Source organism: Desulfobacterium sp. N47, from assembly GCF_051233685.1.
Classification (GTDB): domain Bacteria; phylum Desulfobacterota; class Desulfobacteria; order Desulfobacterales; family RPRI01; genus RPRI01.
The window spans coordinates 107,505-129,308 of record NZ_JBAMMY010000130.1; the positions used below are offsets into that span (position 1 = coordinate 107,505).

A 21,804-nucleotide genomic window follows, 5' to 3' on the forward strand; every position below is an offset into this window, starting at 1 on the left:
GCAGATAAAAGCGGAGGCACAGTATTTTGGATTTGTTGGTTTTTACAGACTTAGACGGAACACTGCTCAATCATAAAGACTATTCTTACGAGGCGGCTCATCCTGCGCTGGAAAAGATTCGCAGCCGGCAGATACCACTGATCTTTACCAGCAGTAAAACACGTCCGGAAATCGAGGCGCTGCAAAGCTACATGCAGATTCGTGAGCCGTTTATTGCTGAAAATGGAGCGGCTGTTTTTTTCCCGGACAATTATTTGAACTTTAAAATTGACGCCGGTATTAGACGTTTTCCTTACACTGTTGTTCAACTGGGATCTGAGTATAGCGAAATCAGGCAGTTTATGCGCTCCATAAAGGATCGATTCAATTTAAAAGGGTTTGGCGATTTAAGTGTTGAGGAAATCGCACTTCTGACAGGGTTAACCCCTGAGCAGGCTTTAATGGCCAGGCAGCGGGAATTTACCGAACCATTTCTTATAGAAGATGAATCAATGATTGAAGAGTTGGTTCCGATCGCAGCATCACAGGGATTAAAGATAACTTCCGGCGGTCGGTTTTTCCATCTTATCAGTAATCGGCAAGACAAAGGTTTCGCCGTCCGAATATGTAAAGAGATATTTTCACGAAACATCGGCGGGAAAACAGTCACGGTAGGATTGGGTGACAGCGCTAACGACATCACGATGCTTGAGAGTGTTGATATTCCCATTCTTCTCCCGCGCATCGACGGTTCATTTGAAGAAATTGATATTCATAACCTTATTAAAGCCGATAAGCCGGGGAGCAGAGGATGGAATGACGCTATACTGAATGTATTAAAAAACCTGAATGAAAGGAGTATAGACAGATGAATGCTTCACGGTTTTCATCCGCATTAAGGGAGCACGCAAGAGAAACAATAGAAAGTCTTGGTAGCGTCGATATCGTCGTGGGTGTGCCATGTTATCAAAGCGCCGCATTCCTGACGCATGTACTTAAAACGATTGCCAAAGGTATCGAAATGCACTACCCCGATTCAAAATCGCTTATTATGGTTTCGGACGGCGGGTCCACAGATGATACACGTGAAATTGCCCGGCGAACGGAGATCAACTCCTTCAACATAGAAAAGCTTGTCACCATATACCGCGGTCTTCCCGGAAAAGGTTCCGGGCTAAGAGCTGTATTTGAAGCAGCTAATTTTCTGAAAGCCAAAGCAATTGCGGTATTTGATTCTGACCTGAAATCAATCAATCCTTCATGGATCAAAAGCATGTTGCAACCGGTTTTCCAGGGATATGATTTCGTAACTCCTCACTACCGTCGCTACAAATTGGACGGAACGATCACCAACACCATAGCCTACAACCTGACCAGAGCCTTATTCGGTCTGAAAATCCGCCAGCCCATAGGCGGTGATTTCGGAATATCGCCTTCTCTGGCCAAGCATTATCTGGATCAGGATGTATGGGAAACGGATGTGGCAAAGTTCGGAATCGATATCTACATGACAACAACGGCAATTATCAATGGATATAAAATCTGCCAGAGCAGGCTTGGTCCTAAGATTCACGGCCATAAGGATCCGGCAGGGGATCTCGGGCCCATGTTTCGCCAGGTAGTAGGTACAATCTTTACATTAATGGATACATATGAATCATTCTGGAAAGAAGTAAAAGAATCACATGAGGTTCCCATCCTGGGGGAAGTAGTTTTGGAGGAACCGCCTTCTTTCGAAATCGACAGGGAAAGCCTGGTTGAATATTTCCGGCTGGGATTCGGAAACTTTGAAAGCATCTGGCGAAATATTCTGGAAGAGCGGGATTTGGAAGTCTATAAAACATTGGTTAAAAGCAATGGGAATGATGATTTTCGTTTGCCGATAGAATCCTGGGTGCGGACAGTGTACCGCTATGCTGCCGCCTATCAGGTAACTCCCCGGCAGAGGATGAAGATATTTGACACGATGATACCTCTGTATTATGCGCGTGTGGCTTCCATGATAAACGAACTGCAGGAGAAGAACCAGAAAGAATGCGAGAAGCACTTCGATGAAGATGCCATCGTTTTTGAAAAGATGAAAGGGTATCTCCTCAATATCTGGAAGAAAGGTGCTTAATATGGCGGATTTCTGGCAACATGGCGCAATTACTGTTTTGCAGCGGTTAAGAGACCGGCCTCTTGAAGATATTGAAACTGAAATCATGAAGATCGCAAAACGAAAAAATATAGTTCTTTTGCTGCCCGCTCTTTATTCGGAATTCGAGTCTGAGGCTATTTTCGGGATCATTAAAGAGCTAAAAAAAGTGAACTACCTGCATATGGTAGTCCTTTCGCTTGATTGTGCGGATGCTGTTCAGTTCCGGCAGGCCAGCGCATTCATGTCCACCCTGCCTTTTGAGGTCAGGATTATCTGGCACGACGGCCCTGGAATGCAGGCGCTTTATCAGGAACTGAGAAATGCTGATTTTCGACTCGATAACCCCGGTAAGGGGCAGTCTGTCTGGATGACGCTGGGCTATATTCTTTCTGAACGCGATGTGGATGCAATTGCCACTCACGACTGTGATATCGTTAATTACAGCAGGGAGATGCTTGCCCGCCTGATTTACCCTGTAATCCACCCCGGCACTGACTTTGAATTCAGCAAGGGGTATTATGCCAGGGTTACCGACAGACTATACGGCAGAGTCACGCGACTTTTTTACACGCCATTGATCCATACGCTTGAGCATATTTTAGGGAAAACCCCATTTCTTTATTATCTGGACAATTTTCGATATGCTCTGTCCGGAGAGTTTGCAATGATCGCCAGCCTTGCCATGGGTATCAGAATCTCTCCTACATGGGGACTCGAAGTTTCATTGCTGAGTGAGATATACCAGCGAGCTTCGGTAAACCGAATCTGCCAGGTGGAAATTGCCGATTACTACGAACACAAACATCAGATACTGAAAAAAAACCGCCCTGCTGAAGGACTGATCCGCATGGCAAGCGACATAGCCAAAGCCCTGTTCCGTGTTCTTTCCCAGGATGGAGTTGTACTAAGCACCGCTTTTTTCCGAACTTTGCTCACTTCCTATATTCAGGAGGCTCGGATATCGATTGAAAAGTATCATGCCTTATCGTTAATCAACGGTCTCATCTATGACCGGCACACCGAAATCGAAGCGGTTGAAGCTTTTGTAGATTCATTGCGCTGCGCGATACGTGAATTTGTTGATGACCCTGTTGGTATTCCGATGCTGCCTGCCTGGGCAAGGGTTTCAGCGGCTATACCAGATTTTCAGGACAGGCTCAAAGAATGCGTTGAGCGCGACAATACTTTTGATTAAGCAAGCCACAGAATCATAGCATTATGAATAAGACAACCAATGAGATGCGATACAATCCGGTTATCGGCGAATGGGTGATTTATGCCACCTCCCGGCGGACGAGACCTGACGAGATGAGGTCTCAGACCGGAGTTCATACACCGCCGGTCTTAAGCCATGAGCCATCCTGTCCATTTTGTCCGGGCAATGAACATATGTTGCCTGGAATACTTCTTGAGGTGACAGACAATTCCAATAACTGGACGGTAAGGGTTGTACCGAACCGCTATCCTGCGCTGACTCCTGAAGGAAACAGCATCGAATCAGATATAGGGGTTTACCGGGTTATGAGAGGGATCGGAAAACACGAGGTAATCATCGAGTCCCGGTACCATGACCGCCCAATTGGTTTATTATCAATAGAGGAGGCGCAATCCCTCATCAAAGTCTATAACCGGCGATATCGCGATCTGGCCGCCGGTCCAGGTATCAGGACTGTATTGATCTTTCGCAACCATGGGGCCACAGCCGGAACGTCCCTTGCTCATCCGCACTCTCAGATTATCGCCGCAGGGTTTGTTCCGCGGTTAATTATGGATCGTAAAAGGCAAGCCCTTTCTTACTTCAATACTTCAGGCCGATGCCTGTTTTGCAGGCTTATAGACGATGAAATTCAAGATAGCAGGCGCATACTTTTTGCGAACGACCATTTTATCGGCTTTGTACCTTATGCAGCCGAAACTCCCTATGAGGTATGGGTTGTGCCTAAGACTCACCGGGGCAATTTCGGAGATATTTCGGAAAATGAAAAGGCCGGTTTGGCTGAAAGTCTTCAATCGGTCATTGCATGCCTTCGTTTTAAGCTAAATGATCCGGACTACAACTTCGTCATCCACTCTATCCCTTTTGCTGAAGTGCTGGAGGCACAAGCATTGCACTGGTATGTCCATATCCAGCCGCGCCTGACCACCCCAGCCGGTTTTGAAATGGGATCCGGTATCCGTATAAACCCGTCGCTTCCTGAAGATGATGCCGCCTTTCTAAACGGATAGACCATTGTTGCATTTTATATTAGAATACAGGCGTCAGAATACAGAAGACAGAAGAAAAAAAATACCATGGTTACTCTGTCTCCTGTCTCCTCATGCTTCGTTGTGCCTGCCCCGGGCATATGGGTTGGTTTGAGATCGCCGGGTTTCTTTCAAACGTTTGCAGTAGATTCCTGAAATTTTTTCAAAAGCGATTCTATCATCGCTTCAGCTTGTTTGATTTCTTCATCCGTTTGAAAAGATGAGCCAAGCTCCTTTAAAATTGTATCAAACCTGGAAGTAAAAGAGGAGGATCTTGTTTTGGAATAATCGTTATCCTTTTTTGCATAAAGTTTATCTTTGAAAAAATAATTTGCCGGCGTATCAGAAGCCGGCCTGAAAGGCCAGGATGCCTTCAGGTTTATAAATTCTCTTACTACACCGGCAAAGTCCGGGTTGAGTCTTATATTTTCTTCATCAATTTTTCTTTGAATGCGTTTTTCGGCTTCTGTAAGAAAGGCATTTATGAGAACAGATTCTGTTATGAGAAGTCCGTAAGAATACCAGTCCTGCGATGCATCACGGATTAACCTTTTAAAATTATCAGAAACATTTGTGTACGATGGACAAAAATAAATATTGCAGGTCATGCTTCCATAGTAACCAAGCCCCCTGTAATCAACGTTTTTGTTTCCCTCTGCCGCCGGGTGCAACAGGCATCCGACGCGCTTTCCGTTTTTTCCGATAAAGCCGATATAAGGGCAGTGATAAAATTCAGGATACGGCCTTGTTTTGGTTTGTGCCGCCAGTATATTTTCCCCAAATTCAACAATAGCATCAATTTCGCGCGCTATGTTTAAAAATGTATCCGTTCTGTCCGAAAGCATTTGGTTTAATTTTTCGCGGGACAAATCAGCAACATTATATAAGCCACAGCATGCACCGCAGGACACATTATCATTTACCTGACAAAGATAAACACCGCCCGGTGCTGTTTTATCCATATCTTCAAGCGTAAGCATCCTGCTCCTTTTGGCATACATTCAATAATAAATATGTGTTATTCGATATAATTTGCAGATAGATAAATCATGGACTATCTCAGATTGCTTCATTCCGGAATCAATACGGCTAAATGTTTGCCGGCAAGAAAGCTTCCCGACGTTATTACATTAATTTTTAGATAAATTTCAACACCTGTATTATTTTTTTGTTTATTCACCGAGCATAAATATTCAAATGCGTTTACAATGATTTTGGTTTATTCACCTATTGACACGCCGATTTCAAAGTGTTAAATGAGTAACCCTTGTCGGGGCGTGGCGCAGACTGGTAGCGCACTTGAATGGGGTTCAAGGGGTCGGAGGTTCAAATCCTCTCGCCCCGACCAGAAAGAAAATTATGGGTTACGGTTTTTCCGTAGCCCTTTTTTTTATGGGTTTTTTTAATAGCTATAATCCTGCTTATGATATCCGTTGGTTATAAAGATTAATATATTATAACTCCCCTTTGATCTTGACAATTTGCTTCAAGCCGGGATATTCAAACCCAATGAAACACCGTTGTTTCTATTCTCAATTTTCATTTCTTATCGGAGGCATTTCTATGGCCGGAAATGGTCAATTTTATATTCCTGATTGGCAATATTACGGTAGAATATTGGTGGGGGATTACTCTGCTGAGCTTAAGGAAAAAGTAGCTGGATATATTATGTCTTTTAAGGCATTTGAAGATTCCGGTGCTCCGGTAATACCATACATTGCTGCATGGAACGAAAATGATAAAATTATCTGGTATGAATTTGCAGGATCAGAATTTATTAAACTGCTTAAATGTGATTTAAATGAAATAGCAGAGGTTTTCCGCAACCGTATAATAGACAGAAGGGTCTATAAATATCTTGATTATAATAGGGAAATTAAAGAGGAAATCATATCAGGGGATGAATTGCTGGTTTGTCAGATCGGTTTAAGGGAAGAAAGTAAGCGGTCCGGTATTGTTGAGGCTGTATATAAGGTTGCCCTGAATGATAATAATATTATCTGGCTCAAAGACCGGGCTAATATAGAAACATATTCAAAAGATAACACCTGCATTTCCATTGGATGTCTTACTGATGTAACAAAGGAGATGGAGCAAAAAGATTTGCTTGAAAAGATCGGCTACATTGATGAGCTGACAAAACTTCCGAACAGAAAAATACTCCAAAGAATATTTGAAATCAATATTGGTCAGGTAAACAGAAACCATCTGAATGATTTTATCTTTTTAATGATTGATATAGACCGTTTTAAATCGGTTAATGATACTTATGGGCATCAGGCGGGCGACTATGTTCTCAGCAATATATCCGAAGTGATTACATCCGTAAAACGAATCGAAGATGAAATCGGCAGGTATGGAGGTGAGGAATTTTATGCTATTTCTCATGGAAGTATCCATAATGGCCGGGAGTTTGCTGAACGATTGCGAAAAAAAGTTGAAAAAACCGATTTTGTATATAATGGCCGGCGTATCAATATAACTATATCCATCGGAGTTGCGTCAGCCGGAGAGCTGGAAAAAGTAGATGCCCGCAATCTTATTGAGCTGGCTGATAAAAGACTTTATATGGCAAAGCAAAGTGGTCGTAACCGGATTGTTTGGCAGGGATGAATAAAAATCAATGAAGAACAGATTCAGCCTTCGCATCAGAATATATATGATTTTAACTGCCCTTGTTATATTAACACTCATGGGCGGTTTTGTTATGCTCTGGTATACTTTCAGAATAGAAAGCGTTATGTCGCATTTGATCGAAAAGGATGTGGCAGCTTTAGAGAAAGCTGAATCGCTTGAAATGGCCATTATCAATCAGAAAGGACTTGTGACTTACTATTTTCTTGATAAGGATCCGAACTGGCTGAAACAACTGGGAGAATACAGGCAAATATTCAAAGAAAAGCTTGAAGAGGCAAAACTGTTATCGGGAAATGAGCCCCAGAAAAAAATTATAGCCAATATAGATCATGAGTATGACCTTTATGTTAAATCAAAAGATCGTGTTATAGCTTTCTATCAGGCAGGTGAACCTGTTGCCGGGGAAAAACTTCACAAGGAAGTACGCAAGCGGTTTTTTAAAATTATCGAGCTTTGTGATGATTATAAAAACATTCACAGAAACAGGGTTGTACGTGCAAAAGAGATAAGCCATAACGAAGCTGTACAATTAAGATTTTTTGCAATAACCGCTCTTCTTCTGATTACCGTTCTTATTATATCAATAGGCTTTATTTTGATTAACAGCATCTTAAGGCCTATATACAGCTTGGCGATAGAGGCAGGCCGGCAGGCAAATCTCGGCAGTTCCCAGGATGAGATTGCAGTTCTTGCCAAAAATGTAAGAGAGTTGATAAATGATTTTGATCATACACACATTGAGCTTGAAAAAAGCCGGGAGCATCTTCTGCAGACAGAAAAGATGGCACTTGTAGGACAACTTGCCGCCGGTATGGCGCACAGCATCAGGAATCCCTTTACATCTGTTAAGATGCGTCTGTTTTCGCTTGAGAGGTCTCAAAACCTTACGGAAACCCAGCACGATGATATTAATGTGATTTCTGATGAGATACGTCACATGGATACCATTGTTCAGAATTTTCTTGAATTTTCAAGACCACCCAGGCTTAAGATGCAAAAAATCAGCCCATCGCATATTGTAGATCTTGCTATGCAATTGCTTGAACATCGTATTAAATCATATGATGTTACGGTAAAAGTGGTCAGAGAAAAATCTCTTTCTGAAATAAACGGAGATCCCGAACAGCTAAAGGAAGTAATTGTCAACCTTATTGTAAATGCATGTGAGGCCATGGTTAGAGGAGGTCTGATAACTATTTATGAAAGTGAATTTTTTGATCCTTCTATCGGTAAAGCCGCGGTTTTGAAAATAAGTGATGATGGCCCCGGAATTCCGGAAGCTATTATTGGCAAGGTAATGGAACCTTTTTTTACAACCAAGGAAGAGGGGACAGGACTTGGGTTAAGTATCGCTTCCCGTATTATCAAAGAGCATTCAGGCCGTATTGATATTGAATCAAAAGAAAGGGAAGGCACGACATTCAAAATAACTCTTCCAATCAAAGATAGAAATAAAGGTAAAAGGTTTTGAACTCCATTCTAATTATAGACGATGATGATCAGCTCAGAAACAGCTTCGTAAAACTTCTTACCGAAGAAGGATATAATGTTGATCAGGCTGCATCAGGCGAAGCCGGTGTAAATATAGTTAAAAATAAAGCGCCGGATATTGTAATTCTTGATATGCGTCTGCCTGGCATGAACGGATTTGAAACATTTCGGGCTATACATGAAGTCGAACCCAGACTTCCGGTAATAATTATGACGGCTTTCGGAACAACGGATACTGCTATCGAAGCAACAAAGCTGGGGGCATTTGACTATATACTCAAACCATTTGATATACCGGCAATGTTATCACTTATCAAACAGGCCTTAAGTGCAAGCCGTTTTATGCGTTCTCCTGTTGATATGGATACAATTCCGGATAAAGCATCAAGAGATGCAATCATAGGCCGCAGTGCCGTGATGCAGGAGGTGTATAAAGCAATAGGAAGGGTATCGCCGACTGATGCAACCGTTTTAATACGAGGTGAATCCGGGACAGGCAAAGAACTGGTTGTAAGGGCAATATATCAGCACAGCCTGCGGGCCGATAAACCTTTCCTTGTAATAAACTGTGTGGCAATTCCCGAAACATTGCTTGAAAGTGAACTTTTTGGTTATGAGAAAGGCGCTTTTACCGGAGCCGCTCATCGAAGAGTCGGAAAGATTGAACAGGCTGACGGCGGAACGATCCTTCTGGATGAAATAGGCGATATGCCATTGAATCTTCAGGCAAAAATGTTAAGACTTTTGCAGGAAAAAAGTATAGAACGGGTCGGAGGAAGAGAGAATATTGCAACAGATGTTCGTATCATCGCAGCTACAAACCGGGATCTTGAAGCGGCCATTTCAGAAGGAAGATTCAGGGAAGACCTTTATTATCGTCTCAAGGTTGTAACTATTGAGCTTCCGCCCTTACGTGAAAGAGAAAATGATATACCCATTTTAACCGACTACTTCCTTTATAAATATTCTGAAGAAAAAGGAATTAAAAACCCTGGGATAAGTGATAAGGCAAAAGCTTTACTTTCCGGTTATTCATGGCCCGGAAACATCAGAGAACTTGAAAACACTATACAAAAAGCACTGATATTTAATCGTGGCGCACCTTTATCGCCTGATGATATAGCACAGGTTATAAATGAAAAAATACATACAAGTGATTTAAAGAAAGAAAACGTTGATGATGCTTTAAGACAATGGATCAGAAAAGAATTGACAAAAAAAAACAATGCTGAAGATCTTTTTGATTCCTGTATGGATGATATGGCTAATGCTGTAATAAGTGAAGCCCTGAATATATGCGATGGGAACCGTTCAAAGGCTGCCAAGCTTCTTGGGCTTTCACGCCCCACGCTTCATTCAAAAATTGAAAAATATAATATCAGAATGGAAACACTTGTGAAGGAAGATAATTGAAAAGATTTGTAATAAAAATATGATATGTATAAATTCTTTTGTTTAATGGCGCGCCTTTATTAATTATCCCAAACAGTAAAGCGTCAGGATAATCTCTCTTCTCCGTCAAAATATTGACTCAGGTTGACAGCAATTAAAATCAAAAAACAATGACGAATCAAGATAATTGTTAATATTTTTTAAATTATTGCCGACATTCATAGAGCAATATTTATATGGTTTGTTTTTTGCATATTCTAACATATTTGAAAATCATTGTTAATCCTTTTATAAACCCCGTTTCAAATATATATTGTACAGTTTAATTTTAGGAGGGAAAAAATAAATGGCTGTTGATCCGAAAATAAAAATTCTGCTTGTGGAAGATGCTTCCACTATGCGCAAAATGGAAGTCAAAATTCTTAAACAATTAAGTTTTGAGAATATAATTGAGGCGGTAGACGGAGATGATGCCATTGGGAAAATTGAGTCTGAAAAAAATATTCAACTTGTTATCAGTGACTGGGCTATGCCTAACAAAGACGGTTATGAACTGCTCAGATGGCTAAGGACTCATGATATTTATAGCAAAACACCCATGATCATGGCAACCGGACAGGGCGATAAGGAATATGTTGAAAAAGCGCTTAAGGGAGGTGCTAACGGTGTAGTGGCTAAGCCCTTTACACCTCAGGATATTAAATCGCAGATCGAAAATGCTTTTGGTATGGAGTGGGAAAAACCTAAAAGGGCCGGCAGCGGCATAAAGTATGATAATGAAGGAAAAGTTCTGTTAAAAATTGCGCACATTCAGATAACGGATCACCTTACTCTCGGCGTTATGAAAAATATGCTTGAGACAGGTAAAAAGAAGGCTGATCATTTCAAGCTTGAAACTTTATGCATGCCAGGCTGGAATCCTGTTCAGTCGGCGCTGGAGCTGGAAGAGGTTGATGCGGCCTTCATTCTTGCACCTGTAGCAATGGATTTATTTAACTATGGAATACCAATTAAGCTTGTTATGTTCGCACATCGCAATGGCAGTATATTTGTACGCAGCAAATCAAAAAATTACCGCAAACCATATCAACAGTTTTTTAAGCATAAAACGTTTTTTATTCCTCACAAAATGTCCGTTCACAATATGTTATCCCATATGTATTTTACACAGATGGGTTTAAAGCCAGGGATTCCCGGCAAAGAAGCTGTCAATGTCTTGTTTGATGTTGTTCCACCTGTAAAAATGCCTGAATTTTTATCCGAAAACCCTGAAAGCTGCGGATTTATGGTTGCCGAGCCAATCGGATCCGGAGCGATTTCTGCAGGTATCGCAGAAAAGCAGTTTGTATCGAGCGAAATCTGGGAAAACCATCCCTGTTGTGTGGCTGTATTCAGAAATGAGTTTATTAACAAGCACCCTGAAGCAGTTCAGGAATTTTGCAATTTGCTCACAGAGGCCGGCAAATTTATTGGAGACAACCCTGATGAAGCATCCAAAATAGCGGTTTCTTTTTTAGACCCTGAAGGACAACTTGGTTTAAAGCAGGCTCTTTTAAGAACTGTTTTGACTGACCCGAAAGGAATAAAAACCGACAATCTTTATCCTGTGATAGAAGACCTTGAAACCATACAAAATTATATGACAAATAACATGAGTATAGGCCGTATCATAGATCTTAACGCTTTTGTAGATAAGAGGTTTGCCGATGAAGCTTATAAAGACGCTCCTTCAGGCATACGTTCCGCCTCTCCGATAATACAGGGAAATGTTGCAAAAGAATCAGATGATGCCGATAAAAAGAATGTCAAGATACAAAGCAAGGGCTTAAGTATTGAGGTCCTTAATGTAAAAGCATCCCGCGATGGAAAATACCTGAGTTTTGGTATAGCGGATGAAAAATATGGTTTGGGAATACTTGATGTAAGGGAAATTATAGGGATGATGCAGATTCGCCCAATGCCACAGATGCCGGAATTTATAAAAGGAGTTATCAATTTAAGAGGAAAAATTATTCCCGTTATAGATATGCGGTTAAAATTCGGTATGGAGCCTTTGGAATATCATGATCGTACCTGCATAATCGTTGTTGAGGTGTCAGGCCTTTCAGGTTCAAACCTCATGGGTTTGGTTGTAGATACTGTTTGGGAAGTTTCTGATATTAAGGAAGAAGAAACGGAAGATTGCCCCCATTTTGGTGCAAGCATTAATACTAGTTATATCCTCGGAATTGCAAAAACAAAAGAAGGGATTACCATGCTTTTAGATATGGACAAAATCCTTCAGGTTGACGATGTTATTCAGTTGGCACAGGTTGCCTGAACATCAGCATAATAATATATTAATATTGCTATTAAATCCCGCTGTCTTTTTTTTTGCGGAGTCAGGCAGCGGGCAGTCAGTAAAAGATGTTTTCTTAATGCTGGGGAATATAATGAAGATGGACGACAAATTCTATAGCAAGTGCAAAAAGGCATGCAACAACAGGTGTTAAAAACCATCCGATAAGTATATTAAAAAGCATTTTACGTTTTATGGTATTCATACCCTTTATAGCTCCGACACCGACCAATCCGCCGATTATAGCCTGAGATGATGAAACCGGCACCCCAATTAAAGAATAAATATGGATGGTTATTCCTACAGCAAAAAGCACAACCAGAGCCGAAAAAGGGTCAAGTTTTACAAGTTTGTTGCCTATGGATTCCATAAGATGTCTGCCGTTAGTTATTATACCGAAAGCAATGCTTAGCCCTCCAATCAGAGCAGCGTTAAAAACGCTAAGCGTGCCGGAGCCAACAAAAACAGCAGTTACATTTGCAACATTATTAGCACCCAGAGCATATGCGCCGAAAGAACCGGCAACAATCATTCCTGCCCGTATTATTGAATCGGATTCAAACATGTTCGGTCTGAATTTATTATAAATAAGCGCTAATAACTTATATAAAATAACAGCAATAATTGCACATCCAACAGGAGTTCCGAACCAGCAGGCAACAACTTTACCCATTCCGTTGAAATTAACCTGCCTGTTTATAATGCTTATACCTATGATTGATCCGACAACGGATTGAGATGTGGAAATAGGCAGACTTAAAGCAGTCATTATAGTTACCGTAATAGCTGCTGCCACTGAAGAGATTACGGCCTGGTTTAAATCAAAATTGGTAAGATTTTGAATTGTTTCAATTCCGGCACGTCCGGAGAATACAGCCCCTAAAATGACAAATATCGCAGCGAGAATTGCCGCCGTCCTGAATTTAAGCATTTTAGAGGAAACAGCCGTTCCAAATACATTGGCAGCAGCATTGGCTCCAAGCGCCCAACCCATAAATACTCCGCCAAGAAGAGAAAGCATTTATACATGCCTCTTGAGACTGAATATATTTATTCGCTTAGACACACGTTCAGCCCCATCGGATATATTGCCTATTCTTTCAATCAGCTCTTTTAGCTGAAGCTTTTCAAATCGATCTATGTCGGAATCAAAGATCATTGAGATTATCCTTCGTTCGATATTATCGCAATGACTTTCATTGGTATCTATTAAACCGAGAAGCTCTCTTATTCCTTCGGTATTTGTAAAAAAAGCTATACATTGCCTTGTGAGAAGATCGCAACACTCAACACTTATTCTGATGAGATCCTTAGTCTCTTTAATAAGAAAACCCGGGACAATAAGTTTCTGAACCTGCATCATATGAAGAATATCCTTAAACAGCCTTGAAATAATATCAAATTCTGAAAGAAGAGCCATTATGTCTCCTCTTGAATCAGGAATAAGGGCTTTGGTGTACATTATGCTGTTTATCTCATCGCTGATGTCAGTTATTTTATTCTCATATTTATGTGTTTGTTTTATATAAAAATCAAAATTTTCACAGCTTACTTCATTTAAAAAACAATAATTCATCGCATTGGAAAAACTTTCATAAATTACTTTGAAAGTATCAAGATATTCATATATTAAAAGTTCTACCTGCCGCTCTTTTTTGAAAAGAAAACTAAACATAAAATTCACCTTCAATACATTAAAGCTTGCTTGCCTTAATATTATTACGCCTCATTCTTTTGGAAAGCCTTTTGCCAGGCCCCTTTTTTTTAGTGGTAGCCTGCCATTGTCTGTCTTCGTCTTCATCATTATCCGTAATGCTAAAGTCTGAAGCCAGATTTATCTTGTTCTCAAATAAAGGTGAGCTTATGGTTGCCGCCCCTTTTGATTCGGCAAACCTTATAATATCCGTATCAGAGCTTACTATCAGCGCTTTTTCCCTGTAGTCTGATGCCAACCCTTTTATAAGTGTATCTGCCGAATCGGGATATTGTGAATAAATAACATTAATTCCTTTCACCCTTTCTCTTTCGGATAGGAATTGGGGTGCATTTGCACCATCAAATACCACAGTAATCTTATGAGGTTTTATTCTTTTGTATGCAGCAAGCAGATCTATAAGTGCATTTCTGCCAAGCCGTATATCCTTGTGTTCAATAGAACTCAACGGAGATGATTGGCGAATCAAATTATATCCGTCAATAATTATATGAAGAGACATAATAAGAATATTATTGTTTTTGTCTGAGACGGCTTATCAGGTTATCAAGATCTTCGTTACTGTAAAATTCGATCTCTATTTTTCCTCTTTTACCCTGACGTTTGATCGCAATTTTTGTTCCGAAATGGCTGGAAAGTTCATCTTCAAGACTCAGAAAATAGATATCCTCGGAAGATTTTTCAGTAGTTTTCTTTCCGGTTTTATCAGTCTTCAAACGCTTTATAAGGTTTTCGGTGTCCCTGACGGACAAACCTTTTGATACAACATACCGCCATGCGGCATTCTGCTGGGCAGGTGTATCGGCTCCAAGCAAAGCTCTTGCATGCCCCATGCTGATTGTTCCGTCTGATAAGCTCTCTTTAATCTGATTGGGTAATTGACGAAGCCTCAGTATGTTTGCTACGGCAGGCCTGCTTTTTCCTACACGCTGTGAAGCTTCTTCCTGGGTTAAATTAAATTCGGTCATTAGACAGTGATAAGCTTCAGCTTCTTCTATCGGGTTTAGGTTTTCACGTTGAATATTTTCAATTATTGAAATTTCGAGCATCTCAGCATCGGAAACATTTTTAAGAATAAGCGGAACCTGAGCTAACCCGGCCATCTTTGCAGCTCTGAGCCTTCTTTCCCCGGCTATTAATTCAAAACCACCGGAACTTTTTCGGGCAAGCAGAGGCTGAATTATTCCTTTTTCTTTAATGGATTGGGAAAGCTCTTCAAGTTCTTTTTCAGAAAAATGGATCCTGGGTTGGTATTGGTTGGGTATTATAAGGCCAACATCACAAATTATGTGTTTGCCTGATTCTTGCTCATCGGTATCAATACCGGGTATCAGGGCACCCAAGCCCTTTCCAAGAGCAATTTTTTTCTTAAATTTTGATTCAGGATCCTTATTCATCTTAATCTCCCGATATTCAAATGGTAGAAGAGGGAAAACCCTTTTTCGCCATGCTGATTATCTCCATTGCAAGACTGATATAGCTTTTTGCACCAATAGAAGCGGCATCATAAAGCATTATAGGCTTTCCGAAACTCGGCGCTTCTCCAAGCCGGACATTTCTGGGCACTATTGTTTTAAATATTAGGTTTTTAAAATATTTTTCTGCATCTTCTGCAACCTGCACAGACAGGTTTGTCCTCTTGTCATACATGGTAAGAAGTATCCCTGCAATTTTAAGCTCAGGGTTTAAGCTTCGCCTTATATGTTTTACTGTCTGCAAAAGCTGACCCAGACCTTCCAGAGCATAAAATTCACATTGGAGCGGTATAAGAAGATAATTTGAAGCCGTAAGAGCATTAACCGTTAAAAGACTCAATGATGGCGGGCAATCAAGAATTATATATTCAAACATATCAAATGCTTTGGAAAGAAGATTTTTCAAAGCCAATTCCCGGCCGTCATGCGACATCATTTCCACCTCGAAACCTATCAGTTCGATATTTGATGGAATGGCTTTTAAATATTCAATCTCCGTATCAGCAAGGATACTTTCCAAATCCGATTCTCCAAGCATCCCATGATACAGATTGCCTTTATTAGCGGTTTTGTCGATGCCTAACCCTGTAGTGGCATTGCCCTGAGGGTCACAATCAACAATAAGTGTCTTTTTCTCCGAAATAGCAAGAGATGCCGCAAGATTAACCGCCGTTGTAGTTTTGCCGACTCCGCCTTTCTGATTAGCTATGCATATAGTATGTGCCATAATAAATCAGCTTTCTAACATAAAATTTCATACTTGGAAAGAACATAAGCATAACAAGTTTAAAATATAACAGGTCAAATACTTTGGGACTTAATATAATCACCCACCCTTAATAGGAGAGTATCACATGAGATATTATATTTATGATTAAATTCTCTTGTATTATAAATCAATTTGCAGTAGATATCCTTTCAAGATAATTGGTAATACCTCCTGATTTTGATTGCATCATTTAAAAGTTAACGTATTCTCAGAAATAATAATTTGAGTCTTTGAAAATAAGATGAAACATGACCTGAATCATTTATTGGAGAAAATAGCACTCAGTCTATCAACCTACCTTGAGAAGGTGCTGCCCCCTCTCTTTGAAGATTGGTGGAAGCAGGCCGTTGTGAACAATCTGTCGTTTCAGCAGCGTCGGCGGATGGAACAACGCGGCATAGCCTACCTCGGGGCGTTGGATCTCGCCGCGCTGCTTCGAGTGCTCGACCAGAACTGGTACCAGATATCGAACAAGCTGGGCCTGACATCGGAGTCGCTTCATTTCGTCAAGGAGATGCAAACCATCCGCAACCGGTGGGCGCATGCAACCGCTGAAGGCTTTCCACTCGACGACGTATATCGAGACCTGGACACGCTCCAACGCTTCGCCGCTGTCATTGGAGCCGACGATACGTTTATTCAAGAGGTGCGATCTTCCAAGGCGGCCATTCTCGCTAAAGAAACGGAACTGTCCACGAAAGGTGCCATCATCACTCCTAAACTGTCTCAGACAACCAACGGGAATTGTGCCGAATTTGAACCGGGGCAGATCGTTTGTGTTAAGTCCAATCCAACCATTCGGGGCGCAGTGATTTCTGTGTTGCCGGGTAAGCCTGAGAACCGCTTCAAGGTCTTCGTGAACGGCGAAACCCAGACCTACTACGCATCTCAGCTACAGGCAGAAGATGTTCCTGATAACGAGGCCGAGTTTTTTCCTTGTGAGCAGTTTCACGCTTACCTGACTGCGCTGCAGATAAGATATCCCGGTTTATCGACGCTATATTCGCTCAACGCCGCACGGGTTGATTTCATTCCATACCAATTTCGACCCGTACTGAGGTTCATCAAATCGGATCGTCCACGATTACTGATCGCCGATGGAGTAGGCGTGGGCAAAACCATTGAGGCTGGGCTCATTCTCCGCGAATTGCAGGCAAGGCGGGACATTCGCTCCGTCCTCATCATATGCCCGCGTCCGTTAGTGACCGAGCGCAAATGGATGAATGAGATGAAGCGTTTCGAGGAGCGTTTTACGCATCTTGATGGTGGCGCCTTGCGCTACTGCATAAATGAGATGGACCTGGAGGGTGTTTGGCCGGAACAGCATCAGAGGGTGATAGTTCCCTATTCGTTGTTAGACGAAGTCCTTCTTTACGGTTCTGGGTCGGACGGCAAGCGAAAACGTAAAAAGGGGCTACTCGACCTCGACCCGCCTCCACGTTTCGATCTCGTCATCGTTGACGAGGCGCATCATATCCGCAATCAGGATACGTTCAGCCACAAGGCCGTGAGATTCTTCTGTGACCACGCCGAGGCCGTTATTTTCTTGACCGCGACACCGATCCAGCTTGGCAGCAATGACCTTTTTATTCTCCTCAATACGCTACGCCCTGATCTGATCATTGATCAAGAGAGTTTCGCACATATGGCGGAGCCAAATCCGTTCGTTAACCAGGCGATATCGTTGGCGAGGGCACAGGAACCGGAATGGCCTGCCCGGACGAATGAGGCCCTCGATCAGGCGACAGCCACTGCCTGGGGGCAGGCTATTCTCCGCCACAATCCGAACTTCATTCGGATACGTTCCAGGCTGTCGGACACCGATGTCACAAACGAAGAGCGTGTGCAGATCATAACGGACATGGAAGCCATGCACACCTTCGCCGGGATTATCAACAGGACTCGCCGGAGGGATATAGGGGATTTTACGATACGGAAGCCGGAAACAGTGGTCGTACCGTTTACCCCCGCCCAGCAGCATCTGCATGACGAGCTTCTCAGAGTGCAGGCTGAAGTATTCAGCCGGCTTCACGGAGACATCAACGTTAAGTTCATGATGACCACGATCAGACGCCAGGCCGCAAGTTGTCTTTTCGGGCTTGTGCCCTTTCTTGAGGATATTCTGAACCGCCACCTTAAGGAACGTAACATTTTTTTTTATTAAACAAAAAACAAAGGACGACATAATGACCAGTGCATATGATCGATGGTCTGAACAGGCACATTACGATTTAAAAACTGCACAGGCTATGATGGAATCAGGACGATATTTGTATGTCCTGTTTTGCTGCCAACAATCGGTTGAAAAAATGCTAAAGGCACTTATAGCCCAGCGTACTCAGGAATTTCCACCGCGCCTTCATAATTTGATTCGCCTTGCCGATGCGGCGGGAATTAAACTGGAGGAAGACATGGCGGATTTTCTAAGGGAGTTATCGGCCTATTATATCCAGACTCGCTATCCCGAAGAAATCGCTGACCTGAGTTCTCAGGTAAAGGATAGAGCAGCTCAAGAAATATTAACAAAGACCGAGGGGGTGATCCTATGGCTATCGTCGATGAAATGATAGAAGAGAAAGTCCAGATGGCGATAGAGGTATTGAACCGGAATATAAGTATTTCGGCGGCCTATCTTTTTGGTTCCCAAGTAACAGGAAAAGCTGATCAATGGAGTGATATCGACTTGGCCATCTTTGCCGATGGTATAGAAAAATGGGATATGAAGGATCGAGCCAGAGCAGCGGCCAAAGTGCAAAAAGAAGCGGGAGATGACATAGAAATTCATTTTTTCCCCTCTGGAGTTTTATATGAAAAAAACCGGGATTCCGCCGGGTTTGCCTCATGGATTCTTGCCCATGGTGTGCAAATTGATTTGAGGGATGCAAACTAAATTCACTACAATCTCAATGAATCTATATGAAAAAGCACCACAATATTAAAAACCTGAGATTTAAAGATAAGAGGCTCTTTTTAACGATTAATGGAGAAGAAAAAAGCTTTCCTTTGCATGATATTTCATACTTACTTGAGAAAGCTTCTGATGAAGAAAGAAACACCTTTGAAATATCACCCTCCGGATATGGAATACACTGGCCATTGCTGGATGAAGATATTTCTATTGATGGATTACTAAAAATAACACATTCTCCCTCTCAAAAAAAACTGGTCGCAACCAGTTGATCTGAGTTCGGTAATTCCTTCCATGTATACCCCAATATGTATTTACCTTGATTTCAGAACTTACAATACAATTTTATATTGACATGCGGATGCTGTTTCGTTAGCCTGTGTTATGCTAAAGGTTAACGATAAAACATGAAAAGCCGGATATTAAAAATTTTACGCTCAGAAAATAAAATCGTCTCCGGTGAAGAATTAAGTGCAGCGCTGAAAGTATCAAGGGTTTCTGTCTGGAAACATATTCAATCACTTCAGGGATCAGGATACAGAATTGTTGCAGGTCCTAAAGGCTACAGGCTTGAGAACTCTCCCGATGCTCTTTTTGCCTGGGAATTTGCTGAAAGACAATCCAATATTCACTATTTTCCCGAAACATCTTCAACCATGGATATAGCAAGAGATCTGGCGCGTAAAGGTTGCCCGCACTATACCATTGTAATTGCCGGGCGCCAGAAAAAAGGGCGAGGACGCTTAAGCCGCATATGGCTTTCTTCAGAAGGCGGCCTTTATTTCACATTGGTTCTCAGGCCTGATATTCCGGCGGCACATGCTTCCCGTATAACCTTTCTTGCATCTGTGGTGCTGGCGCAGACATTGCGAAAATTATATGACATTGATGCCAAGGTTAAATGGCCAAATGATATCCTTGTGGGAGGGAAAAAAATATCGGGGATGCTTTCCGAAATGGAAGCAGAAGCAGATATGGTTTCTTTTATCAATATTGGTATTGGTGTTAATGTAAACAATGATCCTTCAATTAAAGAACCTGTAGCCACTTCGTTAAAAAAATTGAAAGGTAAGGAATTTTTGCGAAAAGAACTGCTTTCCGTATTTCTGGATGAATTTGAAAACCGGCTGAATACAAAATCTTTTGATGATATTATATCACAGTGGAAGCAATATACAATGACTCTGAATCAGCCTGTTAAAATCGTAACATACCGGGATACCTACGAAGGAATTGCTGTGGATGTTGATGAAAACGGAGCCTTGATATTAAAACTTGAAAACGGCACATTACAAAAGGTGGTTTGTGGAGACTGCTTTCAATAATATGGTGGTTTATAATGAAGGACATTAATTTATTAAACAAATCGGAACTGCTCGAAAATGATAAAAATCATCTTTGGCATCCATTTACCCAGATGAAGGAATGGGCCCAAACCGAACCTCTGATAATAGTTGAAGGTGAAGGAAATTATTTAATCGACATAGACGGAAATCGATATTTAGATGGGGTGTCTTCTCTCTGGGCTAATATTCATGGGCATAAGCGCAAAGAAATCAATCAGGCTATTTCCGGTCAGCTTCAAAAGATATCTCACACAACTCTTCTAGGGCTTACACATCCCAATGCAGTTATTCTGGCGCAAAATATTTCACAGATCGCACCCGGTAATCTCAAATGGGTATTTTATTCGGAAAGTGGTTCAACCGCAGTTGAGATTGCCCTGAAAATGGCTTTTCAATATTGGCAAAATTCAGGAAAAGTTAAGAAAACCGGGTTTGTTTGTCTCGGAGAAGGATATCATGGCGACACAATAGGTGCGGTCAGTGTCGGAGGAATTGATCTTTTTCACAACATATATTCACCGCTGCTTTTTAAATCCTATAAAGTGCCATCTCCATATTTATACTGCAAAAAGCACAATATCCCGCTTGATAATGGTGCAGAGTTTTGTGCGGATGAAGTAAAAAAACTGCTTGAAAAACATCATGAAAAAATTGCAGCCTTTATCATAGAACCGCTCATTCAGGGTGCAGGCGGCATGCTGCCTTTTCCTCCGGGCTATCTTAATAAAGTAAGGCAATATTGCAGCCAATATGATGTGCTGCTTATTGCAGACGAAGTGGCGGTTGGCTTCGGACACACAGGCACAATGTTTGCCTGCGAAAAGGAAAATGTAGAACCTGATATTCTGTGCCTTGGAAAAGGATTAACCGGCGGATATCTTCCGCTTTCAGCCACACTTGCTTCCGATAAAATATTTGATGCTTTCTGGGGTGATTATGATCAGCTTAACAGCTTTTTCCACGGTCACACATTCACCGGCAATCCTCTGGCCTGTGCCGCAGCACTTGCAAGTCTTGATATTTTTGGAAAAGATCAAACACTAAAAAATTTACCTGCTAAAATAAATGCACTGAAAGAAGGCCTGGATGCGCTTTCAAAACTTGATTTTGTGGGTGATGTCCGCCAGTGCGGGCTTATGGCCGGAGTGGAAATTTTTGAAGATAAAAGCAGGCAAACCCCATTTCCGTTAAAAAGAAGAACAGGGCATAAAATCTGTTTAGATGTAAGAAATCATGGTCTTATCTTAAGAAACCTTGGCGATGTAATCGTTTTTATGCCTCCTTTGTCAATAACCTGCGATGAAATCACACATATGATCGAATCGCTTGAAAAATCCATCCGTAAAATCTGCAAATGAACTTTTCAGATAA

Annotated in this window: 20 protein-coding genes and 1 tRNA gene; 15 read left to right on the forward strand and 6 right to left on the reverse strand. The window is 41.6% G+C overall.

Annotated features, from left to right (window positions below; translation table 11 throughout):
- The first annotated feature begins 26 nt into the window (after positions 1-26).
- Genes VXK47_RS08505 through galT form a run of 4 tightly spaced genes read left to right on the forward strand, consistent with a single transcriptional unit; the run spans position 27 to position 4,345 of the window.
- Complete coding sequence (locus VXK47_RS08505) at positions 27-851, forward strand: HAD-IIB family hydrolase (protein ID WP_435548347.1); 825 nt, start codon at positions 27-29, stop codon at positions 849-851.
- Positions 848-2,098 carry a glycosyltransferase gene (locus VXK47_RS08510; RefSeq protein WP_435548348.1) on the forward strand — a complete coding sequence of 417 codons (1,251 nt, stop codon included), beginning with the start codon at positions 848-850 and terminating at the stop codon, positions 2,096-2,098. Before VXK47_RS08505 ends, VXK47_RS08510 begins: the two co-directional genes overlap by 4 nt.
- Position 2,099: 1 nt before the next feature.
- On the forward strand, positions 2,100-3,314 hold the full coding sequence (locus tag VXK47_RS08515) for a glycosyl transferase (protein WP_435548349.1): 1,215 nt from the start codon (positions 2,100-2,102) through the stop codon (positions 3,312-3,314).
- A 23-nt stretch (positions 3,315-3,337) separates the two neighbouring features.
- Entirely contained in the window at positions 3,338-4,345 is a 1,008-nt protein-coding gene (gene galT / locus VXK47_RS08520) for a galactose-1-phosphate uridylyltransferase (protein ID WP_435548350.1), read from the forward strand.
- A gap of 149 nt (positions 4,346-4,494) precedes the next feature.
- On the opposite strand, the gene VXK47_RS08525 is transcribed toward galT, so the two are convergent.
- Positions 4,495-5,343: a hypothetical protein gene (locus VXK47_RS08525; protein WP_435548351.1), complete on the reverse strand. Its 849-nt coding sequence runs from the start codon at positions 5,341-5,343 to the stop codon at positions 4,495-4,497.
- Between the two features lie 291 nt (positions 5,344-5,634).
- On the opposite strand from VXK47_RS08525, the gene VXK47_RS08530 reads away from it, so the two are divergent.
- The 5 genes from VXK47_RS08530 (at position 5,635) to VXK47_RS08550 (ending at position 12,203) form a co-directional block, all read left to right on the forward strand.
- Positions 5,635-5,711, forward strand: a tRNA-Pro gene (locus tag VXK47_RS08530).
- Positions 5,712-5,926: 215 nt separating this feature from the next.
- Positions 5,927-6,976: a GGDEF domain-containing protein gene (locus tag VXK47_RS08535; protein ID WP_435548352.1), complete on the forward strand. Its 1,050-nt coding sequence runs from the start codon at positions 5,927-5,929 to the stop codon at positions 6,974-6,976.
- 10 nt (positions 6,977-6,986) lie between these two features.
- On the forward strand, positions 6,987-8,471 hold the full coding sequence (locus VXK47_RS08540) for an ATP-binding protein (RefSeq protein ID WP_435548353.1): 1,485 nt from the start codon (positions 6,987-6,989) through the stop codon (positions 8,469-8,471).
- Entirely contained in the window at positions 8,468-9,904 is a 1,437-nt protein-coding gene (locus VXK47_RS08545) for a sigma-54-dependent transcriptional regulator (protein ID WP_435548354.1), read from the forward strand. Before VXK47_RS08540 ends, VXK47_RS08545 begins: the two co-directional genes overlap by 4 nt.
- A gap of 325 nt (positions 9,905-10,229) precedes the next feature.
- Positions 10,230-12,203, forward strand: coding sequence for a chemotaxis protein CheW (locus tag VXK47_RS08550; RefSeq protein WP_435548355.1), 1,974 nt, complete (start codon positions 10,230-10,232; stop codon positions 12,201-12,203).
- 94 nt (positions 12,204-12,297) lie between these two features.
- Here VXK47_RS08550 and VXK47_RS08555 read toward each other — a convergent pair whose 3' ends face one another.
- Genes VXK47_RS08555 through VXK47_RS08575 form a run of 5 tightly spaced genes read right to left on the reverse strand, consistent with a single transcriptional unit; the run spans position 12,298 to position 16,137 of the window.
- Positions 12,298-13,242 (reverse strand): inorganic phosphate transporter, encoded by a 945-nt coding sequence (locus VXK47_RS08555; RefSeq protein ID WP_435548356.1) that lies wholly within the window; start codon positions 13,240-13,242, stop codon positions 12,298-12,300.
- A complete protein-coding gene (locus VXK47_RS08560) occupies positions 13,243-13,896 on the reverse strand; it encodes a DUF47 domain-containing protein (protein ID WP_435548357.1) in 654 nt (217 codons plus the stop codon).
- 19 nt (positions 13,897-13,915) lie between these two features.
- On the reverse strand, positions 13,916-14,437 hold the full coding sequence (locus VXK47_RS08565) for an NYN domain-containing protein (protein ID WP_435548358.1): 522 nt from the start codon (positions 14,435-14,437) through the stop codon (positions 13,916-13,918).
- A 10-nt stretch (positions 14,438-14,447) separates the two neighbouring features.
- On the reverse strand, positions 14,448-15,332 hold the full coding sequence (locus VXK47_RS08570; protein WP_435548359.1) for a ParB/RepB/Spo0J family partition protein: 885 nt from the start codon (positions 15,330-15,332) through the stop codon (positions 14,448-14,450).
- 16 nt (positions 15,333-15,348) lie between these two features.
- A complete protein-coding gene (locus VXK47_RS08575; protein ID WP_435548360.1) occupies positions 15,349-16,137 on the reverse strand; it encodes a ParA family protein in 789 nt (262 codons plus the stop codon).
- Positions 16,138-16,420: 283 nt separating this feature from the next.
- Here VXK47_RS08575 and VXK47_RS08580 point away from each other — a divergent pair, with 283 nt between their 5' ends.
- The 6 genes from VXK47_RS08580 to bioA all read left to right on the forward strand — a co-directional run bounded on the left by VXK47_RS08580 (position 16,421) and on the right by bioA (position 21,791).
- On the forward strand, positions 16,421-18,343 hold the full coding sequence (locus VXK47_RS08580; RefSeq protein ID WP_435548361.1) for an SNF2-related protein: 1,923 nt from the start codon (positions 16,421-16,423) through the stop codon (positions 18,341-18,343).
- A 22-nt stretch (positions 18,344-18,365) separates the two neighbouring features.
- Positions 18,366-18,746 carry a HEPN domain-containing protein gene (locus VXK47_RS08585; RefSeq protein ID WP_435548362.1) on the forward strand — a complete coding sequence of 127 codons (381 nt, stop codon included), beginning with the start codon at positions 18,366-18,368 and terminating at the stop codon, positions 18,744-18,746.
- Positions 18,725-19,069 (forward strand): nucleotidyltransferase domain-containing protein, encoded by a 345-nt coding sequence (locus tag VXK47_RS08590; protein WP_435548363.1) that lies wholly within the window; start codon positions 18,725-18,727, stop codon positions 19,067-19,069. The genes VXK47_RS08585 and VXK47_RS08590 overlap by 22 nt, the downstream gene beginning before the upstream one ends.
- A gap of 26 nt (positions 19,070-19,095) precedes the next feature.
- A complete protein-coding gene (locus tag VXK47_RS08595; RefSeq protein WP_435548364.1) occupies positions 19,096-19,359 on the forward strand; it encodes a DUF2442 domain-containing protein in 264 nt (87 codons plus the stop codon).
- A 135-nt stretch (positions 19,360-19,494) separates the two neighbouring features.
- Positions 19,495-20,412, forward strand: coding sequence for a biotin--[acetyl-CoA-carboxylase] ligase (locus tag VXK47_RS08600; protein ID WP_435548365.1), 918 nt, complete (start codon positions 19,495-19,497; stop codon positions 20,410-20,412).
- Between the two features lie 14 nt (positions 20,413-20,426).
- Positions 20,427-21,791, forward strand: a complete 1,365-nt coding sequence (bioA, locus tag VXK47_RS08605; protein WP_435548366.1) for an adenosylmethionine--8-amino-7-oxononanoate transaminase — start codon at positions 20,427-20,429, stop codon at positions 21,789-21,791.
- Positions 21,792-21,804 lie beyond the last annotated feature (13 nt).

Excerpts from the sequence above, each read along its gene's own strand:
- VXK47_RS08525 (WP_435548351.1), bottom strand. The coding sequence starts at position 5,343 with ATGCTTACGCTTGAAGATATGGATAAAACAGCACCGGGCGGTGTTTAT.
- VXK47_RS08590 (WP_435548363.1), top strand. The coding sequence starts at position 18,725 with ATGGCTATCGTCGATGAAATGATAGAAGAGAAAGTCCAGATGGCGATA.
- VXK47_RS08580 (WP_435548361.1), top strand. The coding sequence starts at position 16,421 with ATGAAACATGACCTGAATCATTTATTGGAGAAAATAGCACTCAGTCTA.
- VXK47_RS08510 (WP_435548348.1), top strand. The coding sequence starts at position 848 with ATGAATGCTTCACGGTTTTCATCCGCATTAAGGGAGCACGCAAGAGAA.
- VXK47_RS08515 (WP_435548349.1), top strand. The coding sequence starts at position 2,100 with ATGGCGGATTTCTGGCAACATGGCGCAATTACTGTTTTGCAGCGGTTA.
- VXK47_RS08555 (WP_435548356.1), bottom strand. The coding sequence starts at position 13,242 with ATGCTTTCTCTTCTTGGCGGAGTATTTATGGGTTGGGCGCTTGGAGCC.
- VXK47_RS08540 (WP_435548353.1), top strand. The coding sequence starts at position 6,987 with ATGAAGAACAGATTCAGCCTTCGCATCAGAATATATATGATTTTAACT.
- VXK47_RS08565 (WP_435548358.1), bottom strand. The coding sequence starts at position 14,437 with ATGTCTCTTCATATAATTATTGACGGATATAATTTGATTCGCCAATCA.
- VXK47_RS08595 (WP_435548364.1), top strand. The coding sequence starts at position 19,096 with ATGAAAAAGCACCACAATATTAAAAACCTGAGATTTAAAGATAAGAGG.
- VXK47_RS08600 (WP_435548365.1), top strand. The coding sequence starts at position 19,495 with ATGAAAAGCCGGATATTAAAAATTTTACGCTCAGAAAATAAAATCGTC.
- VXK47_RS08585 (WP_435548362.1), top strand. The coding sequence starts at position 18,366 with ATGACCAGTGCATATGATCGATGGTCTGAACAGGCACATTACGATTTA.
- VXK47_RS08560 (WP_435548357.1), bottom strand. The coding sequence starts at position 13,896 with ATGTTTAGTTTTCTTTTCAAAAAAGAGCGGCAGGTAGAACTTTTAATA.
- galT (WP_435548350.1), top strand. The coding sequence starts at position 3,338 with ATGAATAAGACAACCAATGAGATGCGATACAATCCGGTTATCGGCGAA.
- VXK47_RS08535 (WP_435548352.1), top strand. The coding sequence starts at position 5,927 with ATGGCCGGAAATGGTCAATTTTATATTCCTGATTGGCAATATTACGGT.
- VXK47_RS08550 (WP_435548355.1), top strand. The coding sequence starts at position 10,230 with ATGGCTGTTGATCCGAAAATAAAAATTCTGCTTGTGGAAGATGCTTCC.
- VXK47_RS08575 (WP_435548360.1), bottom strand. The coding sequence starts at position 16,137 with ATGGCACATACTATATGCATAGCTAATCAGAAAGGCGGAGTCGGCAAA.
- bioA (WP_435548366.1), top strand. The coding sequence starts at position 20,427 with ATGAAGGACATTAATTTATTAAACAAATCGGAACTGCTCGAAAATGAT.
- VXK47_RS08570 (WP_435548359.1), bottom strand. The coding sequence starts at position 15,332 with ATGAATAAGGATCCTGAATCAAAATTTAAGAAAAAAATTGCTCTTGGA.